Source organism: Corynebacterium minutissimum (assembly GCF_016889765.1).
Taxonomy (GTDB): domain Bacteria; phylum Actinomycetota; class Actinomycetes; order Mycobacteriales; family Mycobacteriaceae; genus Corynebacterium; species Corynebacterium minutissimum_B.
Window position 1 is genome coordinate 1,690,415 of the sequence record NZ_CP069533.1, and the last position, 15,867, is coordinate 1,706,281.

Below are 15,867 nucleotides of genomic sequence, written 5' to 3' on the forward strand. Positions count from 1 at the left end.
GAAGAATTTTTCCGCACTAAGTGGGTAGTGCCGGGGGTGTTCAGTAGTCTGATTTTTGTGAGTCCTTATATTCGCACTGTCAAGACCGCTTCTGGGGCGATGGCGGTGCAGGTGGTGTTCTCTGAACGCAAAGGTGCGAAAAGGATGAAGCATATCGGCTCAGCGCATTCAGAGTCTGAGCTTGCACTTTTAAGAGCTGAAGCTCAACGCATCGTCGATGGTGACCAACTCGCAATGGACTTCGGAGAGGTGAAACACATCGCACCGGCAACAGGCAGCGTTTCCAACCCGCTGCCGGTAGTCGGTCAGCGGGCCGGATACTTACTGGACTGTATTGATGCGTGTTTCGACGAGTTAGGCCTTGCTGCAGCAACCGGTGATGATCCGGTGTTTCGCGATCTGGTGCGTGCCCGGATCATCCATCCCGGCTCAAAGCTGGATTCCATCGAGACTCTTGCCGAGGTTGGCATCACCAGCGCAAGCTACCGCACCATCCAGAGGCGTCTTTCCTCCTTCGCCACCGAATCGTTCGGAGAGATACTCACCCAAGCGTTGGCCCATCATGCAGGTATCGGGCCAGGCGCATTCATCTTGTACGACGTGACCACCTTGTACTTTGAAACCGATACTCCTGATGAGCTTCGCAAACCCGGATTTTCCAAAGAGCGCCGCCTAGAGCCACAAATACTTGTCGGGCTGCTTACTGATGCCACCGGGTTTCCACTGCATGTGGGCGCGTTTGCTGGCAACTCGGCAGAAACCCACACGATGCTGCCGATGATCACACGGTTCCAAGAGGCCTACCAGCTCGACGAGGTCACCGTCGTTGCTGATGCGGGGATGTTTTCCGCGGCGAACAAACAAGCACTCATTGATGCAGGTCTGCACTATATTTTGTCGGTGAAAACCCCCACCGTGCCTGAGGTGATTGAAACCTGGCGGCGGGAAAACCCCGGTGAAGACTACGCCCACGGCCAGATCTGGACACAAGCCTCGGCAAGCGATGGGCGCAAACACACAACCCCGAATACGGTGACGCATTACCAGTACTCTCACGACCGGGCTAGGCGCAGCCTGCGCGGAATCAAAGAGCAAGTCGCAAAAGCTAAACGCGCTGTTGACGGCGATATCGCAATCAAGCGCAACCGCTATATCGATCTTTCCGCCCCGAACAAGAAGGTCAACTACGCTCTTGCTGCCAAACACCGAGCCCTAGCCGGAATAAAAGGTTATGAAACCGACCTGACCGCTCTTGACGCTAGTGAGGTTATCGGGCATTACCGCAGGCTATTTAACATTGAGAAATCGTTTCGGATGTCGAAATCAGACCTGAAAGCCCGCCCAATCTACGCCAGAAAACAAGACTCAATCACCGCACATCTCAACATTGTCATCGCAGCACTAGCAGTGGCCCACCTAATGGAGACCCGCAGTGGTCAATCCATCAAACGCCTGGTGAGAACACTCAAGAAATACCGCAGCTTTGAACTCAACATTGGTGGCGAAACCATCCACGCCGCCGTACCACTCCCGCCCGATACCACCGCCACCATCCAAGCAATCACCGGCCGCGAACTTCCGCACTAAAGTGGCCTAAGTCAGGAGAACACCGCCGGCATTGGCGACCGCGTTCTCATCTCCGAGACTCGCCCGCTGTCCAAGGACAAGCACTTCCGTCTCGTCGAGATCGTGGAGAAGGCTAAGTAAAACCTAGCCCGCCCTACGATGCACGAACCCCGGCACCCCACTCGGTGCCGGGGTTTTCGCGATCCCAAACGCGGTGCCATTGTGGTATCACTGAGATATGTCAATCAACTTGAGGCTTACGGAAGAGCAAGCGAAACATCTGACGCTGCTGGCTGGTCAGGCCGGTCTTTCTAAGCAGCAGTACATGGTGTCGATTATTGAGAAAGAGTTCGAGAAGCTGGTAGCTAGAGACTACGTAGCCCGCCATTTTGCGGATATCTCTGAGTCCCGTTCCGAACTACTAGAGCGTCTCAAGGATGCTTAAGGGCTAATGGACATCAGGCAGGTCTTCTCGCTCGAGGTGATCAAACCCCTGCTCGAAGAGTTAGGGTTTGTCGCCCGAGATTGGGGGCTGGTCGATGCTGCACTTCAACCTCCGTTTTCGACCTTTGGCGGACATGAGTTCTACCCAGATGCTTTTTCAAAGACAGCTGCGCTTATCTCCTCTATTGAAGACGGACACCCGTTTATTGATGGAAATAAGCGAGTAGGCCTCTACCTTGCAACGCTGATGCTGAAGGCCCACGGTCTCGATTCCTTTAGAGTCCCGGACGATGAGTTCTTCGACATTCTCTGTAGGAGTGCTCGGGGAGAACTTGATGTTGGAGAGATTGCAGCGCTGCTGCGACGCCATTTCCCTAGTACGCCAGGCTGGTCTTAGCGCTTGATGGACGCGATGGCAATGCAGAACACGCTGAGCACCGCGCCTACCCCGAGTAGGAAAGTGCCGATGCGGTAGGGGGTAGCTGCTGTGGCGTCGATAGTGCTGTAGAGGTGGTTCCACACCAGCCAACCCGCTATGAGGACGAGGGCGCCGAGCGCTGAGTTCAAGCGCAGCCCGCGCGTGGGACGCTGGGTGGGGGAGAAGGCGTGGAAGGAGGCGTCGACAAGCGCGAGGCCAGCAACAACCACCGAGGTCCGCGCAGCAACTGGCACCGGTAACAGAGCGCCGGCTCCGAGGATGACCGGCAGGATGAACGACACCGCAACGAGGACAAAAAGAAGGCCATGCAGGATGGCTGTGCGCAGTGAATACGTCATAGTTGTCGCTCCTCCTTGGCCCGAGTGGTCACCACAACGAGTCCTTCTCTACACACGATGCTGTTCATAGAGCCCATAGTATCGAGGGAATGCATTCTCGATGCGCATTTCCACAGGTGCAGACCTGAAGGGCGGTGGATAGCCTGGCGCGGAGGACGTGGGTGGCCTGGCGCGGAGGGCGTGGGTGGTCCGGGGCGGGGGAGAGCGCGTGGCGCAGACGCGTGATTTGGGGAAATGGGGTAGGGCATGGTTGAATATACGGGTTGCATATGGCCGGTCGGTGCAGCGCGATGCGTTTCCGAATCGCCGCACCGAGACCCTTCGACCGCTGTCAACAGCGCGTTCGTCGCACAACCTATGCCACGTAAGTAAGTAGACCAGGTGTGTCAAGGACGGAAATCTTGACGCACGTTAATCCAGGTCAGGAGACCCATAGTGATTCAGCAAGAATCGCGTCTGCGCGTCGCCGACAACTCCGGTGCACGAGAGATTCTCGTCATCCGCGTTCTCGGTGGCTCCGTTCGACGTTTCGCTGGCATTGGTGACGTTGTTGTCGCCACTGTCAAGGAAGCCACCCCGGGTGGCAACGTAAAGGAAGGCGATGTCGTCAAGGCTGTCGTCGTCCGCGCCAAGAAGGAGACCCGTCGCCCGGACGGCTCCTACATCGCTTTCGATGAAAATGCCGCAGTTATTCTCAAGGGTGACAACGAGCCGCGCGGTACCCGCATCTTCGGCCCGGTTGCTCGCGAGCTTCGTGACAAGAAGTTCATGAAGATCGTTTCTCTCGCACCGGAGGTGATCTAGTCTTATGAAGATTCATAAGGGCGATATGGTGATTGTTATTTCGGGCCCGGACAAGGGCGCGAAGGGCAAGGTCATCGAGGCATACCCGAAGCGTGAGAAGGTCCTCGTTGAGGGCGTTAACCGCGTTAAGAAGCACGTTGCTAACTCCGCTACCGAGCGTGGCGCCGAGTCCGGCGGAATCGTAACCCAGGAAGCTCCGATCCACGTGTCCAACGTTGCGATCCTGGACTCCGAGGGCAACCCGACCCGCGTGGGCTACCGTTTCGATGAGAACGGCAAGAAGGTCCGCATCGCACGTAGCAACGGGAAGGACATCTAAAATGAGCGAGAACTACACTCCGCGTCTGAAGACCCGCTACCGCGAGGAAATCAAGAAGGCTCTCAACGAAGAGTTCAAGTACGACAATGTGATGCAGATTCCGGGCGTCACCAAGGTCGTTGTCAACATGGGTGTGGGCGACGCTGCCCGCGACTCCAAGCTGATCAACGGCGCTATCGAGGACCTCACCGCGATTACCGGCCAGAAGCCGCAGGTACGTCGCGCCAAGAAGTCCATCGCTAACTTCAAGCTCCGTGAGGGCATGCCCATCGGCGCACGCGTCACCCTGCGTGGCGACCGCATGTGGGAGTTCCTGGACCGTCTGCTGACCATCGCTCTGCCGCGTATTCGCGACTTCCGCGGTCTCTCCGACCAGCAGTTCGACGGCCACGGCAACTACACCTTCGGTCTTACCGAGCAGACCATGTTCTACGAGATCGACATCGACAAGGTGGACCGCCCGCGTGGTATGGACATCACCGTCGTGACCTCCGCTACCAACGACGAGGAGGGCCGCAAGCTCCTGCGCGAGCTCGGCTTCCCGTTCAAGTAAGTAGCGCTTGAGGCAATCCCTCGGCACTCCGAAAGGAGTCCGGGGGATTGTTGCGTTTTAGTGGCGAAGCCACGCAGCCGCGCCTGCCACGAAGAGGGCGGCGCACACGATGGCAACGATGGGAGACATACCTTGGCCGAGGGAATTGCCCAGCGGCGTGGTCTCGCCCACGTACCAGGGGAAAAGGGGTGCCAGCAGCGACAGTGGGAGCGCAATTCCCGCAGAGGGCTTCGAGCTCAGGCGGCTACGCAGCGCTAGTACGAGGCCAACCGCAGCGAGGCAGAAAAAGATCGTGGATACAGAATGAATCGGTACCACCCCAAGGAACAATCCGAATCCAAACACTGCAGTCCACGCTGCGGCAGCCGAGCCCAACAAGGTAACTTTCTCCTTGCGCATCGAACGGGCGGTGCTTGCGGCCTCGTATCTCTCGTCCCACGAACTGCTCAGCAACGCCAGTATGGAGCCTGCGACGAGCAGTGGCAGCAGATTGAAAACGAATACGGGACGGTTCAGTGGTGCTCCGAAGAGCTGTGGGACGGCCAGGTTATCAAGGAACTGCGTTACCACCCCAAGGCTGAGGATCAAGAAGAACTCCGGCCAACGGCGAAGTCTCAGGTAAGGGTTCATTGTTCAACCTCCAGGGGCGGTAGCTCGGAGCCGCACGTCTGCATGGTGTGCACAAAGGGAGCCAGAGCCTTGGCTTGCTCCGCGGGTGAACGGTGCGAAAGCTCGTTCTCAATCCAGGCACGCGCGGGAGTAGTTGAGCCTTGCGCGCTGAGTGTGGAAAACTTATCGTCCTCTGCTCTGAACGCATACGTGGCCCAGCCCGAGAGCACCTGGTGTGCGTTACGAGAGGCAGCGGTTTCTTCGCAGGGGCGCTGAGCGCGTAGGGCCGCAGCTTGCGCTTCATAAACGCGGGTATACAGGGCCGCTGGGCTAGTAACTGTGTGGGATAATTCCGTGGCGTGCTCCGAGCCAGGTTGACCGTATGTGCCGGTGAGGGGAGGAAGGCCGGCGTCGACAAGCACCTGCGTGAATTCCTGCCAGTGCGCGTCTGCAGCTACGACGAGCGCGTGGTCCTCCGGCCAACTGCAATATCGCTGTGTGTTCGCATCCCGAGTGCAGCTTGCCGACGCCTCCGTGGTGTCCCGTGCCCGCGTACCCTGCGGCCCCACTGCCGCGGAGCCAACAGCGGCGACGGTGATGATGACTAGAAAACTCAGCGCGGTGTAACGCGGGGCAGGGTGGTGGCGTGTCAGTGCAGCAAGGACACAGGCACTGAGGGCTACCACCATGACGGCAGAAATTGCGGCCGAAGCCACCCGTGGCTGTCGGGCGATCAGCTCGTACCCATTGCCGGGGAAGAAAAGAAAGCGTGGGCAAGCCGGTATGGAAACCGCACACGCCGATACCACGCACAAAGCTAGCGTGAGGAGTGCTGCGAGTAACGCGGCGAGAAGCCGGCGTCGGACAAGGACACCCAAGCCTGCGCCGAGAACCGCACATAGCACAACCCACACAAGGCTGCTGATGATGACAAGGAACCACGGCGAGCCTCCCACGGGCGCGGTATACACAAACCCTGCCAGGATTATGAAGCCGATAAGAATGCTGGCCAGTCCCCACGCCAACGCCGGGCCGACGAGAAGTGCTGCTGTGCGAGCGCGCGAGGTGGATGTGGAGCGCAGAAACGTAGCGTCCTGGCTTCCTGAGTCCCATGCAGCAATACTTGCGAGAAGTACGCCTGTAGCCGCGGCGACAACAGCACAGATTGCGGTGGCCTCTGGCCAGGAACCGGCGACGTTACTGCCCCGCGCAGAGGCAAAACTCAGCAGCGCGGTGAAGAGTACAACAGGAATGAAGCGAAGGCGTCTCACACAGCAGCCCCTCCCTGTGTCCCGTCGGTAGCTTGTTCGGTGACAGTACAGAATCCTTGCTCTACGGAGCCATACCTTTCGATGAAATCTGCAACAGAAGAATCGGCTGCGATGCACCCACGATGAAGAATGAGCGCGCGATCGGCGGAGTCCATATCAGCCGCGATGTGCGTAGACATGAGGACACTGGTGCCGTTCGAGGCCATGTCACGCAGTGCGCGGATGAGCGAGGACCGATGGTGTGGGTCGAGGCCTGCGGTGGGTTCGTCGAGAAGCAGCACATCTGGCTCGTGGACAATGCCCGCCGCGACCATGGCGCGGCGCTGCATTCCACCGGAAATCGCGCGTAGGCGAGTAGTGCTGTGTTCCTCCAAGCCCATTATCCGCAAGGCGTTGACCGCGTGGTGGCGTGCTGTTGCGCGGTCCAGTCCGCGCAGCCATCCAACGTCTGCTACGAAATCCACTGCGCGTTGCGCCGGATCAAAGACACTGCGTTGCGGAACCCAGCCGATGCGCTGCCGCCACGAGTCGGAACGGCGGACGTCTTCACCACCCACGAAGATGGTTCCTGTCGGCGGGCGTAGCTCACCGGCGATGAGCTGCATGAGTGTGCTTTTCCCCGCGCCATTTGCGCCGAGGAGGACGGTGAGCCCTGGGGCGAGGTCGAAGGATATATCGCGAACAACCTCAGCGCGGGCGGAGTAGCCGTAGCTGAGGTGCTGGACAGACAGGAAGGGTGTCATCCCACAAGGTTTTCATAAGTGAAAAGTGATTGCAATTGTTCATTGTAGGTCAGTGATTGACCTGCGGCGCGTGCGGAGGAGTACGATACAAACGTCTCTGAAATCTCAATCGTGCGAGGTAATCGATGTCCTTGAATGATGCTGCTGCGGCGGCCGTGACGAAGAAAGTCACGCTCCTAGATCAGTCCTTCTCCCGCTTTGCTGTCCGCTCTACCTTGGCGGGCGTGTACCTGGCCATCGGTACGGCGTTTGCGGCGGTGCTGGGAATGGGCGTCGAGAAGCATATGGAAGGCATGGGCTCGCTCGTCTTTGCCTGCCTATTCGGCTTGGGCCTGTTTGCCATCGTCATTCTGGGCGCGGACCTGGCTACCGGCAACATGATGTACATGGTCTATGGCGCCGTGAACAAACACGTGAGCTGGGGCAAGGGCATGTGGCTCTTGGTCGTCACCACCCTGTTTAACTTGGTGGGCGTCGTGCTCTTTGCCGCTGCCATGGGAATGTCAGCGAAGCTGGGCGGTATGGATCCGAATCACCTCATTGCCACGCTATCGATGGGCAAGCTGACCAAGGGCCCGGGCGGTATGTTCGTGGAGGCCATCCTGGCTAACTTCGTGGTCAACATGGCGATTGTGGGTGGCGTCTTTGCCAAGGACATCGTGTCCAAGTTTTTCGTCATCGTGCCCATCATTGCCTGCTTCGTGGGTCTGGGCCTGGAGCACGTGATTGCAAACTTCTGCCTCATGCTACTGACCTTCTTCTGCGCCAGCCCGCTGCCGGAGGGCTTTACCCTCGGCGCGGTGCTGCTCAACTGGTCCATCGTGTGGGTTGGAAACCTTATCGGCGGCGGCTTCCTTATTGGTGGCGTGTATGCCTGGCTTAACTCCGGCCCGGAAGCGTACCGCGACTAAGCTCGCCCGAATACAGGTTAAAGCGATCCCCGCGGGCAAAGCCCACGAGCGCCATTCCGGTCTCCCGCGCGGTCTCAACCGCCAGCGATGAGGCGGCGGAGACCGCGACGAGCATGCCGAAGCCGGCCATCGCTGCCTTGTTGACGAGCTCGAAGCTGGCGCGCGAGCTCATGACCAGGATGAGGTCGCTGGCGGGGAGCATGTCCTCCATAAGTAGGTGGCCAATGACTTTGTCGGCGGCGTTGTGGCGGCCCACGTCCTCGCGGACGACGACAGGTTCGCCACCGAGGGTAAACGCGCCCGCGGCGTGGATTCCGCCGGTCTTGCGGAACTGCTTCTGCTCCCGCTTGAGGGCATCGGGCAGCGTGGCGACGATCCCCGGATCCACCGGAATCTGCGGAATCTCGTAGCGCGATTGCTTCATGAGCGCCTCGATAGAGGAGGTACCGCACACGCCGCAGGCAGAGGTCGTCGTGGTGAGGCGCAGATCCGCGAGGGTAAGCGCATGGGGGTTGGTGAGTTCCACGTCGAGAAGGTTATAAGGATTGCGGCCATCCACGGACGCGCCGGCGCAGTAGCGGGCCTCGTGGACGTCGGTGACCTTTTCAATGTGTCCTTCGGAGTGGAGGAAGCCGTGGGCCAGCTCGACGTCGTGGCCGGGCGTGCGCATCGTCGTCGTAAGCGTCTGGCCGCCGACGCGAATCTCCAGAGGCTCTTCGCCGGCGACGGTATCGCCGCGGGTATCGACTTGGGTGACCTGGCCCTTCTCATCGAGGCGCACCTTGGTCACCGCAAAGGTGGCGTTGATGCGCCCGCTCATCGGTTGAGGGCCTCCTTCAAGGTGGCGATGTGCGCGCGAGCTTCGTCGACGTCCTTCGAGGCCAAACCAACCAAATACGCCGTCAGCGGGGCAGCGGGGCGGGATTGGGTATGGGCCACGTCTTTGGTGAGGTCAAGCAGCTCCTTGATGAGGGCGGTGGCGTCGGCCGGGGAGACGTCGACAAGCACTGCAGCCTCCTCAAGCCACTGGTGTGCCGTACGGATGGGGTCTTGTTCTTCACTCATAACCAACAATGCTAACGCGTTTTGGAAAACAGCATGTCAACGGGTAGAGTAAGCCGACGGACTTGCATTTTTCCTCATCCCGCGCCGAGAAAATGGTGCGCGAACAGCGGAAATGTGCCAAGCCGGAAGAATTGAACACATCTACTTTGTTGTAGGCCCCTCGCCGTAGATAGCGGACCGTTGTCTGTATCAAAGGGTGGCGAGCGCCTCACGGTATTGACCGTGGGGAGCGTGAGTAGCCCGAAATCACACGGAGAACGCTTTGGTGAGTTACGGGAACCGCAACGAGAAAGGTTACAGGTCACTCATATGACTATGACTGATCCTATTGCCGACATGCTGTCGCGCGTGCGCAATGCATCTAATGCGCACCACGACTCCGTGTCGATGCCGACCTCCAAGCTCAAGGTGAACATCGCCGAGATCTTGAAGCAGGAAGGCTACATCGCTGACTACTCCGTCGAGGGCCGCGAGCTGTCCCTCGAGCTTAAGTACAACAACCGTGAGCGCTCCCTCTCGGGTCTGCGTCGCGTGTCTAAGCCGGGTCTGCGTGTGTACGCAAAGTCCACCGAACTGCCGCAGGTTCTGGGCGGCCTGGGCGTGGCCATCATTTCCACGTCCCACGGCCTGCTCACCGACCGTCAGGCTCAGGAGAAGGGTGTAGGCGGAGAAGTTCTCGCCTACGTCTGGTAAGGGAGGATTGACACATGTCTCGTATCGGTCTAGCACCTATCGCCGTCCCGAAGGGCGTCGACATCACCATCAACGGCCAGGTCGTTAACGTCAAGGGGTCCAAGGGCACCCTCGAGGTTGAGCTGCCGGAGCCGATCACCGCAGCCGTCGAAGACGATGAGATCAAGGTCTCTCGTCCGGACGATGACCGCAAGAACCGCGCTCTGCACGGTCTGGCCCGTTCCCTGGTCAACAACGCCGTTGTTGGCGTGACCGAGGGCTACACCAAGAAGATGGAAATCTTCGGTGTCGGTTACCGTGTCCAGCAGAAGGGTAAGGACCTGGAGTTCTCTCTGGGCTACTCCCACCCGATCCTTATTAAGGCTCCGGAGGGCATCACCTTCGCTGTGGACGGCGCAACCAAGCTCTCCGTATCTGGTATTGACAAGCAACTGGTTGGACAGGTCGCCGCGTACATCCGCCGCCTGCGTAAGGACGATCCTTACAAGGGCAAGGGTATTCGCTACGACGGCGAGCAGGTCCGCCGCAAGGTCGGAAAGACGGGTAAGTAAGCAATGGCTAACACTGAAAACGCAAAGCGCACCCCGGTTGGCAAGGACATTTCCTCGCGTCGTCGTGAAGCACGCGCACGCCGCCACTTCCGCATCCGTAAGACCCTCCGCGGCACCCCTGAGGAACCGCGTCTGGTCATTCACCGCTCCTCCCGCCACATGCACGTCCAGGTCATCGACGACCTGGCCGGCCACACCCTGGCTGCTGCTTCCTCCATGGAAGCTGACGTGCGCGCACTCGAGGGCGACAAGAAGGCCAAGGCTGCCAAGGTAGGCGAGCTCATCGCTGAGCGCGCCAAGGCCGCTGGCATCGAGCAGGTCGTCTTTGACCGTGCAGGCTACAAGTACCACGGCCGCGTTGCTGCGCTGGCCGACGCCGCTCGCGAAGGTGGTCTGCAGTTCTAATGATTAAGGCACACGGAAACATCAACGGAAGGAACGCCTAATGTCGGACCGTGAACAGCGTGACGGCGGACGCTCCGCCGAGAACAACAACGACCGCAAGGGTCGCAACAACGGCCGTCGTAACGACCGCCGCAACCAGCAGGACAACGAGCGCGATAAGTACATCGAGCGCGTTGTGACCATCAACCGCGTCTCCAAGACCGTTAAGGGTGGCCGCAACATGTCCTTCACCGCTCTCGTCGTCGTTGGCGACGGCCAGGGCATGGTTGGCGTCGGCTACGGCAAGGCCAAGGAAGTCCCGGCCGCAATCCAGAAGGGTGCTGAGGAAGCTCGCAAGAACTTCTTCCGCGTCCCGATGATTGCCGGCACCATTACCCACCCGGTTGAGGGGCGCGACGCAGCTGGCATCGTCATGATGAAGCCGGCCGCTCCGGGTACTGGTGTCATCGCCGGTGGTGCTGCTCGTCCGGTGCTTGAGTGCGCTGGCGTGCAGGACATCCTGTCGAAGTCCCTGGGCTCCGACAACGCTCTCAACGTCGTCCGCGCTACCGTGGACGGCCTCAAGCAGCTGGTTCGCCCCGAGGAAGTTGCCGCACGCCGTGGCAAGTCCCTCGAAGAGGTCACGCCAGCCCAGATGCTGCGCAAGCGCGCAGGTCAGGAGGCATAAGCAATGGCTCTGAAGATTACTCAGGTAAAGGGCCTTGTGGGCACCAAGCCGAACCACCGCGCCAACATTGAGGCTCTTGGCCTCAAGCGCATCGGACACTCTGTTGTTAAGCAGGACACCCCGATCATCCGCGGCATGGTTCACAAGGTGCGTCACCTGGTCACCGTCGAAGAAGTGGCAGGGGAGTAAACCATGGCTGATATCATCAAGCTCCACGACCTGCGCCCGGCCGCAGGCTCCAACAAGCCCAAGACCCGCGTCGGCCGCGGTGAGGCATCCAAGGGTAAGACCGCTGGTCGCGGTACCAAGGGCACCGGTGCTCGCAAGCAGGTTTCCGCTGCTTTCGAGGGTGGCCAGATGCCGCTGCACATGCGTCTGCCGAAGCTCAAGGGCTTCAAGAACCCGAACCACGTTGAGTACCAGGTAGTTAACGTTGCTGACTTGGCTGAGAAGTTTGCACAGGGTGGCGACATCACCGTTGCTGACATTGCAGCTGCCGGCCTCGTTCGCGCTAACCAGCCGGTCAAGGTTCTGGGCAACGGCGACATCAACGTTAAGCTGAATGTCACCGCTGACAAGTTCTCCAAGTCTGCTGTTGAGAAGATTGAGGCTGCTGGCGGCACCGCCACCACCAAGTAAATCTTTTCTCGATTCGCGGAGAAGCTAAATGCACCCTCCCATGGGCCACCATCTCGGTGTCCTGCGGGAGGGTTGCGGCGTTTTCGCTCACGCATGGCCGCCGGGGGCGTGGTGTGCTGGAAGGCAACGAGGGCGCGGCTTCTCTCTGGGCGCTAAATGGTACTAGTGCCTTTTGAGGGGCACCTTATGGCCGAATTCTTATGCGGTGACCTGGGGGTTTGCCGAATCGGTGCCGCAAAAGGCATTTCTTAAAAGGTTCCAATGCTCCGCTAGCGCGCTACTTGTGTCCCGCTAGCGCGCTAATTGTGTCTTGCCAGCGCCCTGCTTGTGTCCTGCTAGTGTGCTGCAGGTGTTTCGCCAGTTCCCTGCTAGTGCCCGGCTAGCTTATAAATCCATGAGGTGATATATTTCCGTCTCAGGATTACTGTATGGCAGTTTAAGGAGAAGCTCATGACCTTCGTTAACCAGCTCGTCGCGGGTGTTATAGCCACCGTTATGTCGTTGTTCGGCCTCGCCGCACCGCTCGATAACAACGGTGTTCATTCTCAGGCCGCTGCCGCGCACGTGGAGAATGCCACCACCGGTGAGAGCGCACCTGCTGCGCTGCCGGGTGAAGAGCTGAGCCCTCAGAAGGCTGTGGAGCGCGAACTGTTCCTCGTCACCGAGGAGCTGGGCCACGAATTCATGACTATTCGCTTTGAGGGCACCACGACTGCCCACATCATTTTCCTTGAGTCCTACAACCCGGACACCGATCAGCCAGCTGTTGACCGCATGATGAAGTCCCTGGCCGACAACGGCTTCGATCGCGTGGACGCAGTCGCGTAACCCCTCCTGAATGTAGCAAGACCCCCATGGCCAGGGATGAGCTCCTGGTGATGGGGGTCGGGCTGTTTAGCAGCCCATCTTAAGCGTCGTTGACCGTCTTGTCGTAGAGGGTCGGGAAGCGGTTGTCTGGGTCGGCCACCGCCTTGATGTGTTCGGGTAGTTCGCCGCCGTAGAGTGACGCGAACTCTTCGGGGGAATAGAAGGCCTCCGAGTATAGGGACTTGTGCCCACCGAGTTCGCTTACTTTGGCCTCAATGATGCGGTTGAAGGCGCCATTGCCGGGAGCAGTCGGGTCGACGTGGTTGCCCTCCACCCCTGACCAGAAACCAACGTTGACCCAAGTCTGGCCTGGCAATAGCGGGTAGAGCGGCCAGGGATCAGGCGAACTAGCCGCGATGTCACCGGTACCGATGAGGTCTTCCACACCGTCGCGCAGGCGGATCGGACACAGCCATACTGGCTGGATATCGGAGGCCTGAAAGAACCAACGCAGAAACTCCGGCAAGTTTTCCGGAGTGACCTCGATGTCTTGCACTACCCGCTCGCCGCGAGGAAGACCCTTGGGCTTTTTGATGAAGTTGTACTCGAGCTCGTACTTGCGGTCCAAGCGCACGAGCTTCCAGTAGAAAGAGCTGCGCCGCAGCTCCCGGGGCCATACTTTGCGTACCCGCGGGTTCTGGGCACCGAAGGCGCGGGAGCACCAGAACCAGTCGGTATCCCAGCGCCAGATGTAATCGCGCACTGTCAAACGGTCGTGGCGGATACCGCGGGCATGCTGGAGACTGCGATAAAAGATCTTGTCCCTCGTGTAGTCCGAGGTCGGCCCCTCCTCATCCGTGAAACGCGCCATGACCAGATACGCCTCGTCCGGGGAGAAAACCACTCCATCGAGCCCGTGGACGTCGAGGTCGTTGTAGGTGTGGGTACGGGAGACGTCGTCAAGCACGCGTGCGAGTGAGTCGACGTCGTTGAAGCGCACTTCCCGCAGCTCCACGTAGGGTTTCACCTCCCGCAGCTCAATCTTCAGGCGCACCGCGTATCCCAGGGAGCCATATGAGTTGGGGAAGAGGCGGAACAGATCGACGTTCTTGTCGCGCGAGCACGTGACGATTTCCCCGGTACCGGTGAGGATATCCATCTCCACCACCGATTCATGCGGCAGGCCATCGCGGAAGCTTGTGGATTCCACGCCCATACCCGTTACGGCGCCGCCGAGCGTGATGGTTTTCAGCTGCGGCACCACAAAAGGCATGAGTCCATGCGGCAAGGTGGCGTCGACTAAGTCTTCGTAGGTACACATGCCCTGAACCTCGGCGGTCTGCGCGATGGGGTCTACCTCAATGACACCGGTTAGGCCGGAGACATCGAGCCCCATCTGCTCGCCGCTGCGGCCGCGGAAGAGATTCGAGGTTTTCTTGGAAAGGCGGACGCGCTTATCCTTCGGCACGGCGCGGAAGCTACGCAGGAGCTTATCGACGCCCTCCCTATGCGCTCGCCAGCCCACCGGCGGGATCTCTACGGCATCGACACTGCGGTGATGGCTGATTCGGTTAATGAGACGCGACATCATAATTCTCCTCCTAGAAACGCGAATCTTCCCACCAGCGGCGTTCAGGAACACCAGCGCGGGAGCCGGCGTCCCCCAGCTTGACGCCTAGGAAGTGGTAGAGGTTGATGATGTTGTGCTCGAAGCCCCACTCGGACCCCGCCATGTAAATGGCCCATAAACGTGCAGTGGGCAGGCCCACCAGGGAGCAGGCCTCCTCCCACGTCTCTTTGAGGTTCTCGCACCAATCGTGGAGCGTGCGCATGTAGTCGAAGCGCAGGGACTCGGTATGCACGACTTCAAATCCGGCGTCCTGCATGCACTTGGTGATGGTGCCGGAGCCGGACAGCTCGCCATCGGGGAAGATGTAGCGGTCGATGAAGCCGCCCTTGGGGGTTTTGTGGTTATCCGGGTAGGTAATGCAGTGGTTGAGCATGAGACCGCCGGGTTTCAGCTTGCCGTTAAGGAAGCGGAAGAAATCGGGGTAGTTCTTCACGCCGATGTGCTCGAGTAGGCCGATGGCAGAAATGGCGTCGAAACCTTCTTCAGTGACGTCGCGATAATCCATAAAACGGATCTCTGCTAGGTCCTCGAGGCCCTCTTCCTTGATTTTGGCTTGGCCCCATTCGGCCTGTTCCTTAGACAGGGTCACGCCGAGGGATTTCACGCCGCGTTTGGCTGCATAGCGCACCATGCCGCCCCAGCCGCAGCCGACGTCGAGGTGGCGGTCGCCTTCCTTGAGCCGCAACTTGTCGAAGATGAGGCGGTACTTGTTTTCCTGTGCCTCATCCAAAGTGGCGTCGGGGGAGGGGTAGTACGCGCAGGTGTACGTCATCGAGTCACCGAGGAAGAGCTCGTAGAAATCATTACCCACGTCGTAGTGGTCAGAGATCACCTCGGCATCGCGTTCCTTGGAGTGCTTGGACAGACCCTCGTGCAGCTTGCGCCGCAGCCAAGAGGCGCGCTCGACGTCGGGAACCGGTTGAATCTGGAACGCGCCCAGGGACGCCAGTGAGCGCACCACGCGCGCAAGGGTTGCCGGGTCGGGTTTGGTGAACTTGTCGTACATGACATGGAGGGCGTTAAAGATTCCGTAGGGGTGTGCTGGATGCTCACCCTCAACCGTGATTCCATCGGTAACGTACGCGCGGGCGAAACCAACATCACCCGGGCGGGTAGCGATATAAGCCAAGCCTTGAAGACTATTGATGCGCACTGTGAACTTCGCTGAGGTCGGCCCTGTGGCGGAACCATCGAAAGCTTCCCAACGGAAAGGGTTGGGATGTGGGACGAAAGCATCGATAATCTCCGCCACGGTCATAGGCGTAAATCGAGTACTCATAAAACTACATACTTCTTTCGCTTCATCGTCAGGCTGATACAACACGGCCGTACTCCGAGGCGCCCCGGGCGTCGCGGGAGAGGTCGAAGAGGAGTAGGTCACCTTGTAGTGACATTGCCGGAAGGCAACACAGA

Annotated in this window: 22 protein-coding genes and 1 pseudogene; 15 read left to right on the plus strand and 8 right to left on the minus strand. The window is 59.4% G+C overall.

Features of this window, described 5'->3' with window-relative positions:
• Nucleotides 1-57: 57 nt before the first annotated feature.
• From I6J26_RS07880 to I6J26_RS07895, 4 genes and pseudogenes are all read left to right on the plus strand, one after another.
• Nucleotides 58-1,587, plus strand: coding sequence for an IS1634 family transposase (locus I6J26_RS07880; RefSeq protein ID WP_115024224.1), 1,530 nt, complete (start codon nt 58-60; stop codon nt 1,585-1,587).
• 12 nt (nt 1,588-1,599) lie between these two features.
• Nucleotides 1,600-1,707 (plus strand): annotated as a pseudogene (gene rpsQ / locus I6J26_RS07885) (30S ribosomal protein S17); the annotation flags it as partial.
• Nucleotides 1,708-1,804: 97 nt separating this feature from the next.
• Nucleotides 1,805-2,011 (plus strand): CopG family transcriptional regulator, encoded by a 207-nt coding sequence (locus I6J26_RS07890; RefSeq protein ID WP_115021151.1) that lies wholly within the window; start codon nt 1,805-1,807, stop codon nt 2,009-2,011.
• A 6-nt stretch (nt 2,012-2,017) separates the two neighbouring features.
• Nucleotides 2,018-2,407, plus strand: coding sequence for a type II toxin-antitoxin system death-on-curing family toxin (locus I6J26_RS07895; RefSeq protein WP_115021152.1), 390 nt, complete (start codon nt 2,018-2,020; stop codon nt 2,405-2,407).
• On the opposite strand, the gene I6J26_RS07900 is transcribed toward I6J26_RS07895, so the two are convergent.
• Complete coding sequence (locus tag I6J26_RS07900; protein ID WP_115021153.1) at nt 2,404-2,787, minus strand: hypothetical protein; 384 nt, start codon at nt 2,785-2,787, stop codon at nt 2,404-2,406. The genes I6J26_RS07895 and I6J26_RS07900 overlap by 4 nt on opposite strands.
• A 435-nt stretch (nt 2,788-3,222) precedes the next feature.
• Between I6J26_RS07900 and rplN the strand changes: the two genes are divergently transcribed.
• The 3 genes from rplN to rplE are packed head-to-tail and all read left to right on the plus strand — an operon-like array spanning nt 3,223 to nt 4,463.
• On the plus strand, nt 3,223-3,591 hold the full coding sequence (rplN, locus tag I6J26_RS07905; protein WP_070673493.1) for a 50S ribosomal protein L14: 369 nt from the start codon (nt 3,223-3,225) through the stop codon (nt 3,589-3,591).
• Between the two features lie 4 nt (nt 3,592-3,595).
• The gene (rplX, locus tag I6J26_RS07910; RefSeq protein WP_039673728.1) at nt 3,596-3,910 is read left to right on the plus strand and encodes a 50S ribosomal protein L24; all 315 of its coding nucleotides are present in this window, start codon (nt 3,596-3,598) and stop codon (nt 3,908-3,910) included.
• A 1-nt stretch (nt 3,911) separates the two neighbouring features.
• A complete protein-coding gene (gene rplE / locus I6J26_RS07915) occupies nt 3,912-4,463 on the plus strand; it encodes a 50S ribosomal protein L5 (protein ID WP_070673494.1) in 552 nt (183 codons plus the stop codon).
• Between the two features lie 57 nt (nt 4,464-4,520).
• Here the strand turns inward: rplE and I6J26_RS07920 are convergent, their stop codons facing one another.
• From I6J26_RS07920 to I6J26_RS07930, 3 genes are read right to left on the minus strand one after another with little or no spacing between them, the layout of a single operon-like run.
• Nucleotides 4,521-5,093: a hypothetical protein gene (locus tag I6J26_RS07920; protein WP_115021154.1), complete on the minus strand. Its 573-nt coding sequence runs from the start codon at nt 5,091-5,093 to the stop codon at nt 4,521-4,523.
• Nucleotides 5,090-6,343, minus strand: a complete 1,254-nt coding sequence (locus tag I6J26_RS07925; RefSeq protein ID WP_115021155.1) for a hypothetical protein — start codon at nt 6,341-6,343, stop codon at nt 5,090-5,092. The genes I6J26_RS07920 and I6J26_RS07925 overlap by 4 nt, the downstream gene beginning before the upstream one ends.
• Complete coding sequence (locus I6J26_RS07930; protein WP_115021156.1) at nt 6,340-7,086, minus strand: ABC transporter ATP-binding protein; 747 nt, start codon at nt 7,084-7,086, stop codon at nt 6,340-6,342. The genes I6J26_RS07925 and I6J26_RS07930 overlap by 4 nt, the downstream gene beginning before the upstream one ends.
• A gap of 125 nt (nt 7,087-7,211) precedes the next feature.
• Between I6J26_RS07930 and I6J26_RS07935 the strand changes: the two genes are divergently transcribed.
• Nucleotides 7,212-7,997 carry a formate/nitrite transporter family protein gene (locus I6J26_RS07935; RefSeq protein ID WP_115021157.1) on the plus strand — a complete coding sequence of 262 codons (786 nt, stop codon included), beginning with the start codon at nt 7,212-7,214 and terminating at the stop codon, nt 7,995-7,997.
• On the opposite strand, the gene fdhD is transcribed toward I6J26_RS07935, so the two are convergent.
• Both fdhD and I6J26_RS07945 read right to left on the minus strand, forming a co-directional pair.
• Nucleotides 7,966-8,817 (minus strand): formate dehydrogenase accessory sulfurtransferase FdhD, encoded by an 852-nt coding sequence (gene fdhD / locus I6J26_RS07940; RefSeq protein ID WP_115021158.1) that lies wholly within the window; start codon nt 8,815-8,817, stop codon nt 7,966-7,968. The genes I6J26_RS07935 and fdhD overlap by 32 nt on opposite strands.
• Nucleotides 8,814-9,062: a DUF6457 domain-containing protein gene (locus tag I6J26_RS07945; RefSeq protein WP_039673736.1), complete on the minus strand. Its 249-nt coding sequence runs from the start codon at nt 9,060-9,062 to the stop codon at nt 8,814-8,816. Before I6J26_RS07945 ends, fdhD begins: the two co-directional genes overlap by 4 nt.
• 309 nt (nt 9,063-9,371) lie before the next feature.
• Between I6J26_RS07945 and rpsH the strand changes: the two genes are divergently transcribed.
• The 7 genes from rpsH to I6J26_RS07980 all read left to right on the plus strand — a co-directional run bounded on the left by rpsH (nt 9,372) and on the right by I6J26_RS07980 (nt 12,845).
• Nucleotides 9,372-9,755: a 30S ribosomal protein S8 gene (gene rpsH / locus I6J26_RS07950; RefSeq protein WP_039673739.1), complete on the plus strand. Its 384-nt coding sequence runs from the start codon at nt 9,372-9,374 to the stop codon at nt 9,753-9,755.
• Between the two features lie 14 nt (nt 9,756-9,769).
• Nucleotides 9,770-10,306, plus strand: a complete 537-nt coding sequence (rplF, locus tag I6J26_RS07955) for a 50S ribosomal protein L6 (RefSeq protein WP_039673741.1) — start codon at nt 9,770-9,772, stop codon at nt 10,304-10,306.
• Between the two features lie 3 nt (nt 10,307-10,309).
• Nucleotides 10,310-10,711: a 50S ribosomal protein L18 gene (gene rplR, locus I6J26_RS07960; protein WP_115021159.1), complete on the plus strand. Its 402-nt coding sequence runs from the start codon at nt 10,310-10,312 to the stop codon at nt 10,709-10,711.
• A 40-nt stretch (nt 10,712-10,751) separates the two neighbouring features.
• Nucleotides 10,752-11,378, plus strand: coding sequence for a 30S ribosomal protein S5 (gene rpsE, locus I6J26_RS07965; protein ID WP_039673745.1), 627 nt, complete (start codon nt 10,752-10,754; stop codon nt 11,376-11,378).
• A 3-nt stretch (nt 11,379-11,381) separates the two neighbouring features.
• Nucleotides 11,382-11,567 carry a 50S ribosomal protein L30 gene (rpmD, locus tag I6J26_RS07970; protein WP_039673747.1) on the plus strand — a complete coding sequence of 62 codons (186 nt, stop codon included), beginning with the start codon at nt 11,382-11,384 and terminating at the stop codon, nt 11,565-11,567.
• A gap of 3 nt (nt 11,568-11,570) precedes the next feature.
• Complete coding sequence (gene rplO / locus I6J26_RS07975; RefSeq protein ID WP_039673748.1) at nt 11,571-12,017, plus strand: 50S ribosomal protein L15; 447 nt, start codon at nt 11,571-11,573, stop codon at nt 12,015-12,017.
• A gap of 450 nt (nt 12,018-12,467) precedes the next feature.
• The gene (locus tag I6J26_RS07980) at nt 12,468-12,845 is read left to right on the plus strand and encodes a hypothetical protein (protein WP_115021160.1); all 378 of its coding nucleotides are present in this window, start codon (nt 12,468-12,470) and stop codon (nt 12,843-12,845) included.
• A 79-nt stretch (nt 12,846-12,924) separates the two neighbouring features.
• Here I6J26_RS07980 and I6J26_RS07985 read toward each other — a convergent pair whose 3' ends face one another.
• Together I6J26_RS07985 and I6J26_RS07990 are read right to left on the minus strand one after the other, a co-directional pair.
• Nucleotides 12,925-14,412, minus strand: a complete 1,488-nt coding sequence (locus I6J26_RS07985) for an FAD-binding oxidoreductase (RefSeq protein ID WP_115024225.1) — start codon at nt 14,410-14,412, stop codon at nt 12,925-12,927.
• A gap of 13 nt (nt 14,413-14,425) precedes the next feature.
• Complete coding sequence (locus I6J26_RS07990) at nt 14,426-15,733, minus strand: class I SAM-dependent methyltransferase (RefSeq protein ID WP_115021161.1); 1,308 nt, start codon at nt 15,731-15,733, stop codon at nt 14,426-14,428.
• Nucleotides 15,734-15,867 lie beyond the last annotated feature (134 nt).

Excerpts from the sequence above, each read along its gene's own strand:
- I6J26_RS07890 (WP_115021151.1), top strand. The coding sequence starts at position 1,805 with ATGTCAATCAACTTGAGGCTTACGGAAGAGCAAGCGAAACATCTGACG.
- I6J26_RS07895 (WP_115021152.1), top strand. The coding sequence starts at position 2,018 with ATGGACATCAGGCAGGTCTTCTCGCTCGAGGTGATCAAACCCCTGCTC.
- I6J26_RS07900 (WP_115021153.1), bottom strand. The coding sequence starts at position 2,787 with ATGACGTATTCACTGCGCACAGCCATCCTGCATGGCCTTCTTTTTGTC.
- rplX (WP_039673728.1), top strand. The coding sequence starts at position 3,596 with ATGAAGATTCATAAGGGCGATATGGTGATTGTTATTTCGGGCCCGGAC.
- rplE (WP_070673494.1), top strand. The coding sequence starts at position 3,912 with ATGAGCGAGAACTACACTCCGCGTCTGAAGACCCGCTACCGCGAGGAA.
- I6J26_RS07920 (WP_115021154.1), bottom strand. The coding sequence starts at position 5,093 with ATGAACCCTTACCTGAGACTTCGCCGTTGGCCGGAGTTCTTCTTGATC.
- I6J26_RS07930 (WP_115021156.1), bottom strand. The coding sequence starts at position 7,086 with ATGACACCCTTCCTGTCTGTCCAGCACCTCAGCTACGGCTACTCCGCC.
- I6J26_RS07935 (WP_115021157.1), top strand. The coding sequence starts at position 7,212 with ATGTCCTTGAATGATGCTGCTGCGGCGGCCGTGACGAAGAAAGTCACG.
- fdhD (WP_115021158.1), bottom strand. The coding sequence starts at position 8,817 with ATGAGCGGGCGCATCAACGCCACCTTTGCGGTGACCAAGGTGCGCCTC.
- I6J26_RS07945 (WP_039673736.1), bottom strand. The coding sequence starts at position 9,062 with ATGAGTGAAGAACAAGACCCCATCCGTACGGCACACCAGTGGCTTGAG.
- rpsH (WP_039673739.1), top strand. The coding sequence starts at position 9,372 with ATGACTATGACTGATCCTATTGCCGACATGCTGTCGCGCGTGCGCAAT.
- rplF (WP_039673741.1), top strand. The coding sequence starts at position 9,770 with ATGTCTCGTATCGGTCTAGCACCTATCGCCGTCCCGAAGGGCGTCGAC.
- rplR (WP_115021159.1), top strand. The coding sequence starts at position 10,310 with ATGGCTAACACTGAAAACGCAAAGCGCACCCCGGTTGGCAAGGACATT.
- rpsE (WP_039673745.1), top strand. The coding sequence starts at position 10,752 with ATGTCGGACCGTGAACAGCGTGACGGCGGACGCTCCGCCGAGAACAAC.
- rpmD (WP_039673747.1), top strand. The coding sequence starts at position 11,382 with ATGGCTCTGAAGATTACTCAGGTAAAGGGCCTTGTGGGCACCAAGCCG.
- rplO (WP_039673748.1), top strand. The coding sequence starts at position 11,571 with ATGGCTGATATCATCAAGCTCCACGACCTGCGCCCGGCCGCAGGCTCC.
- I6J26_RS07980 (WP_115021160.1), top strand. The coding sequence starts at position 12,468 with ATGACCTTCGTTAACCAGCTCGTCGCGGGTGTTATAGCCACCGTTATG.
- I6J26_RS07985 (WP_115024225.1), bottom strand. The coding sequence starts at position 14,412 with ATGTCGCGTCTCATTAACCGAATCAGCCATCACCGCAGTGTCGATGCC.
- I6J26_RS07990 (WP_115021161.1), bottom strand. The coding sequence starts at position 15,733 with ATGAGTACTCGATTTACGCCTATGACCGTGGCGGAGATTATCGATGCT.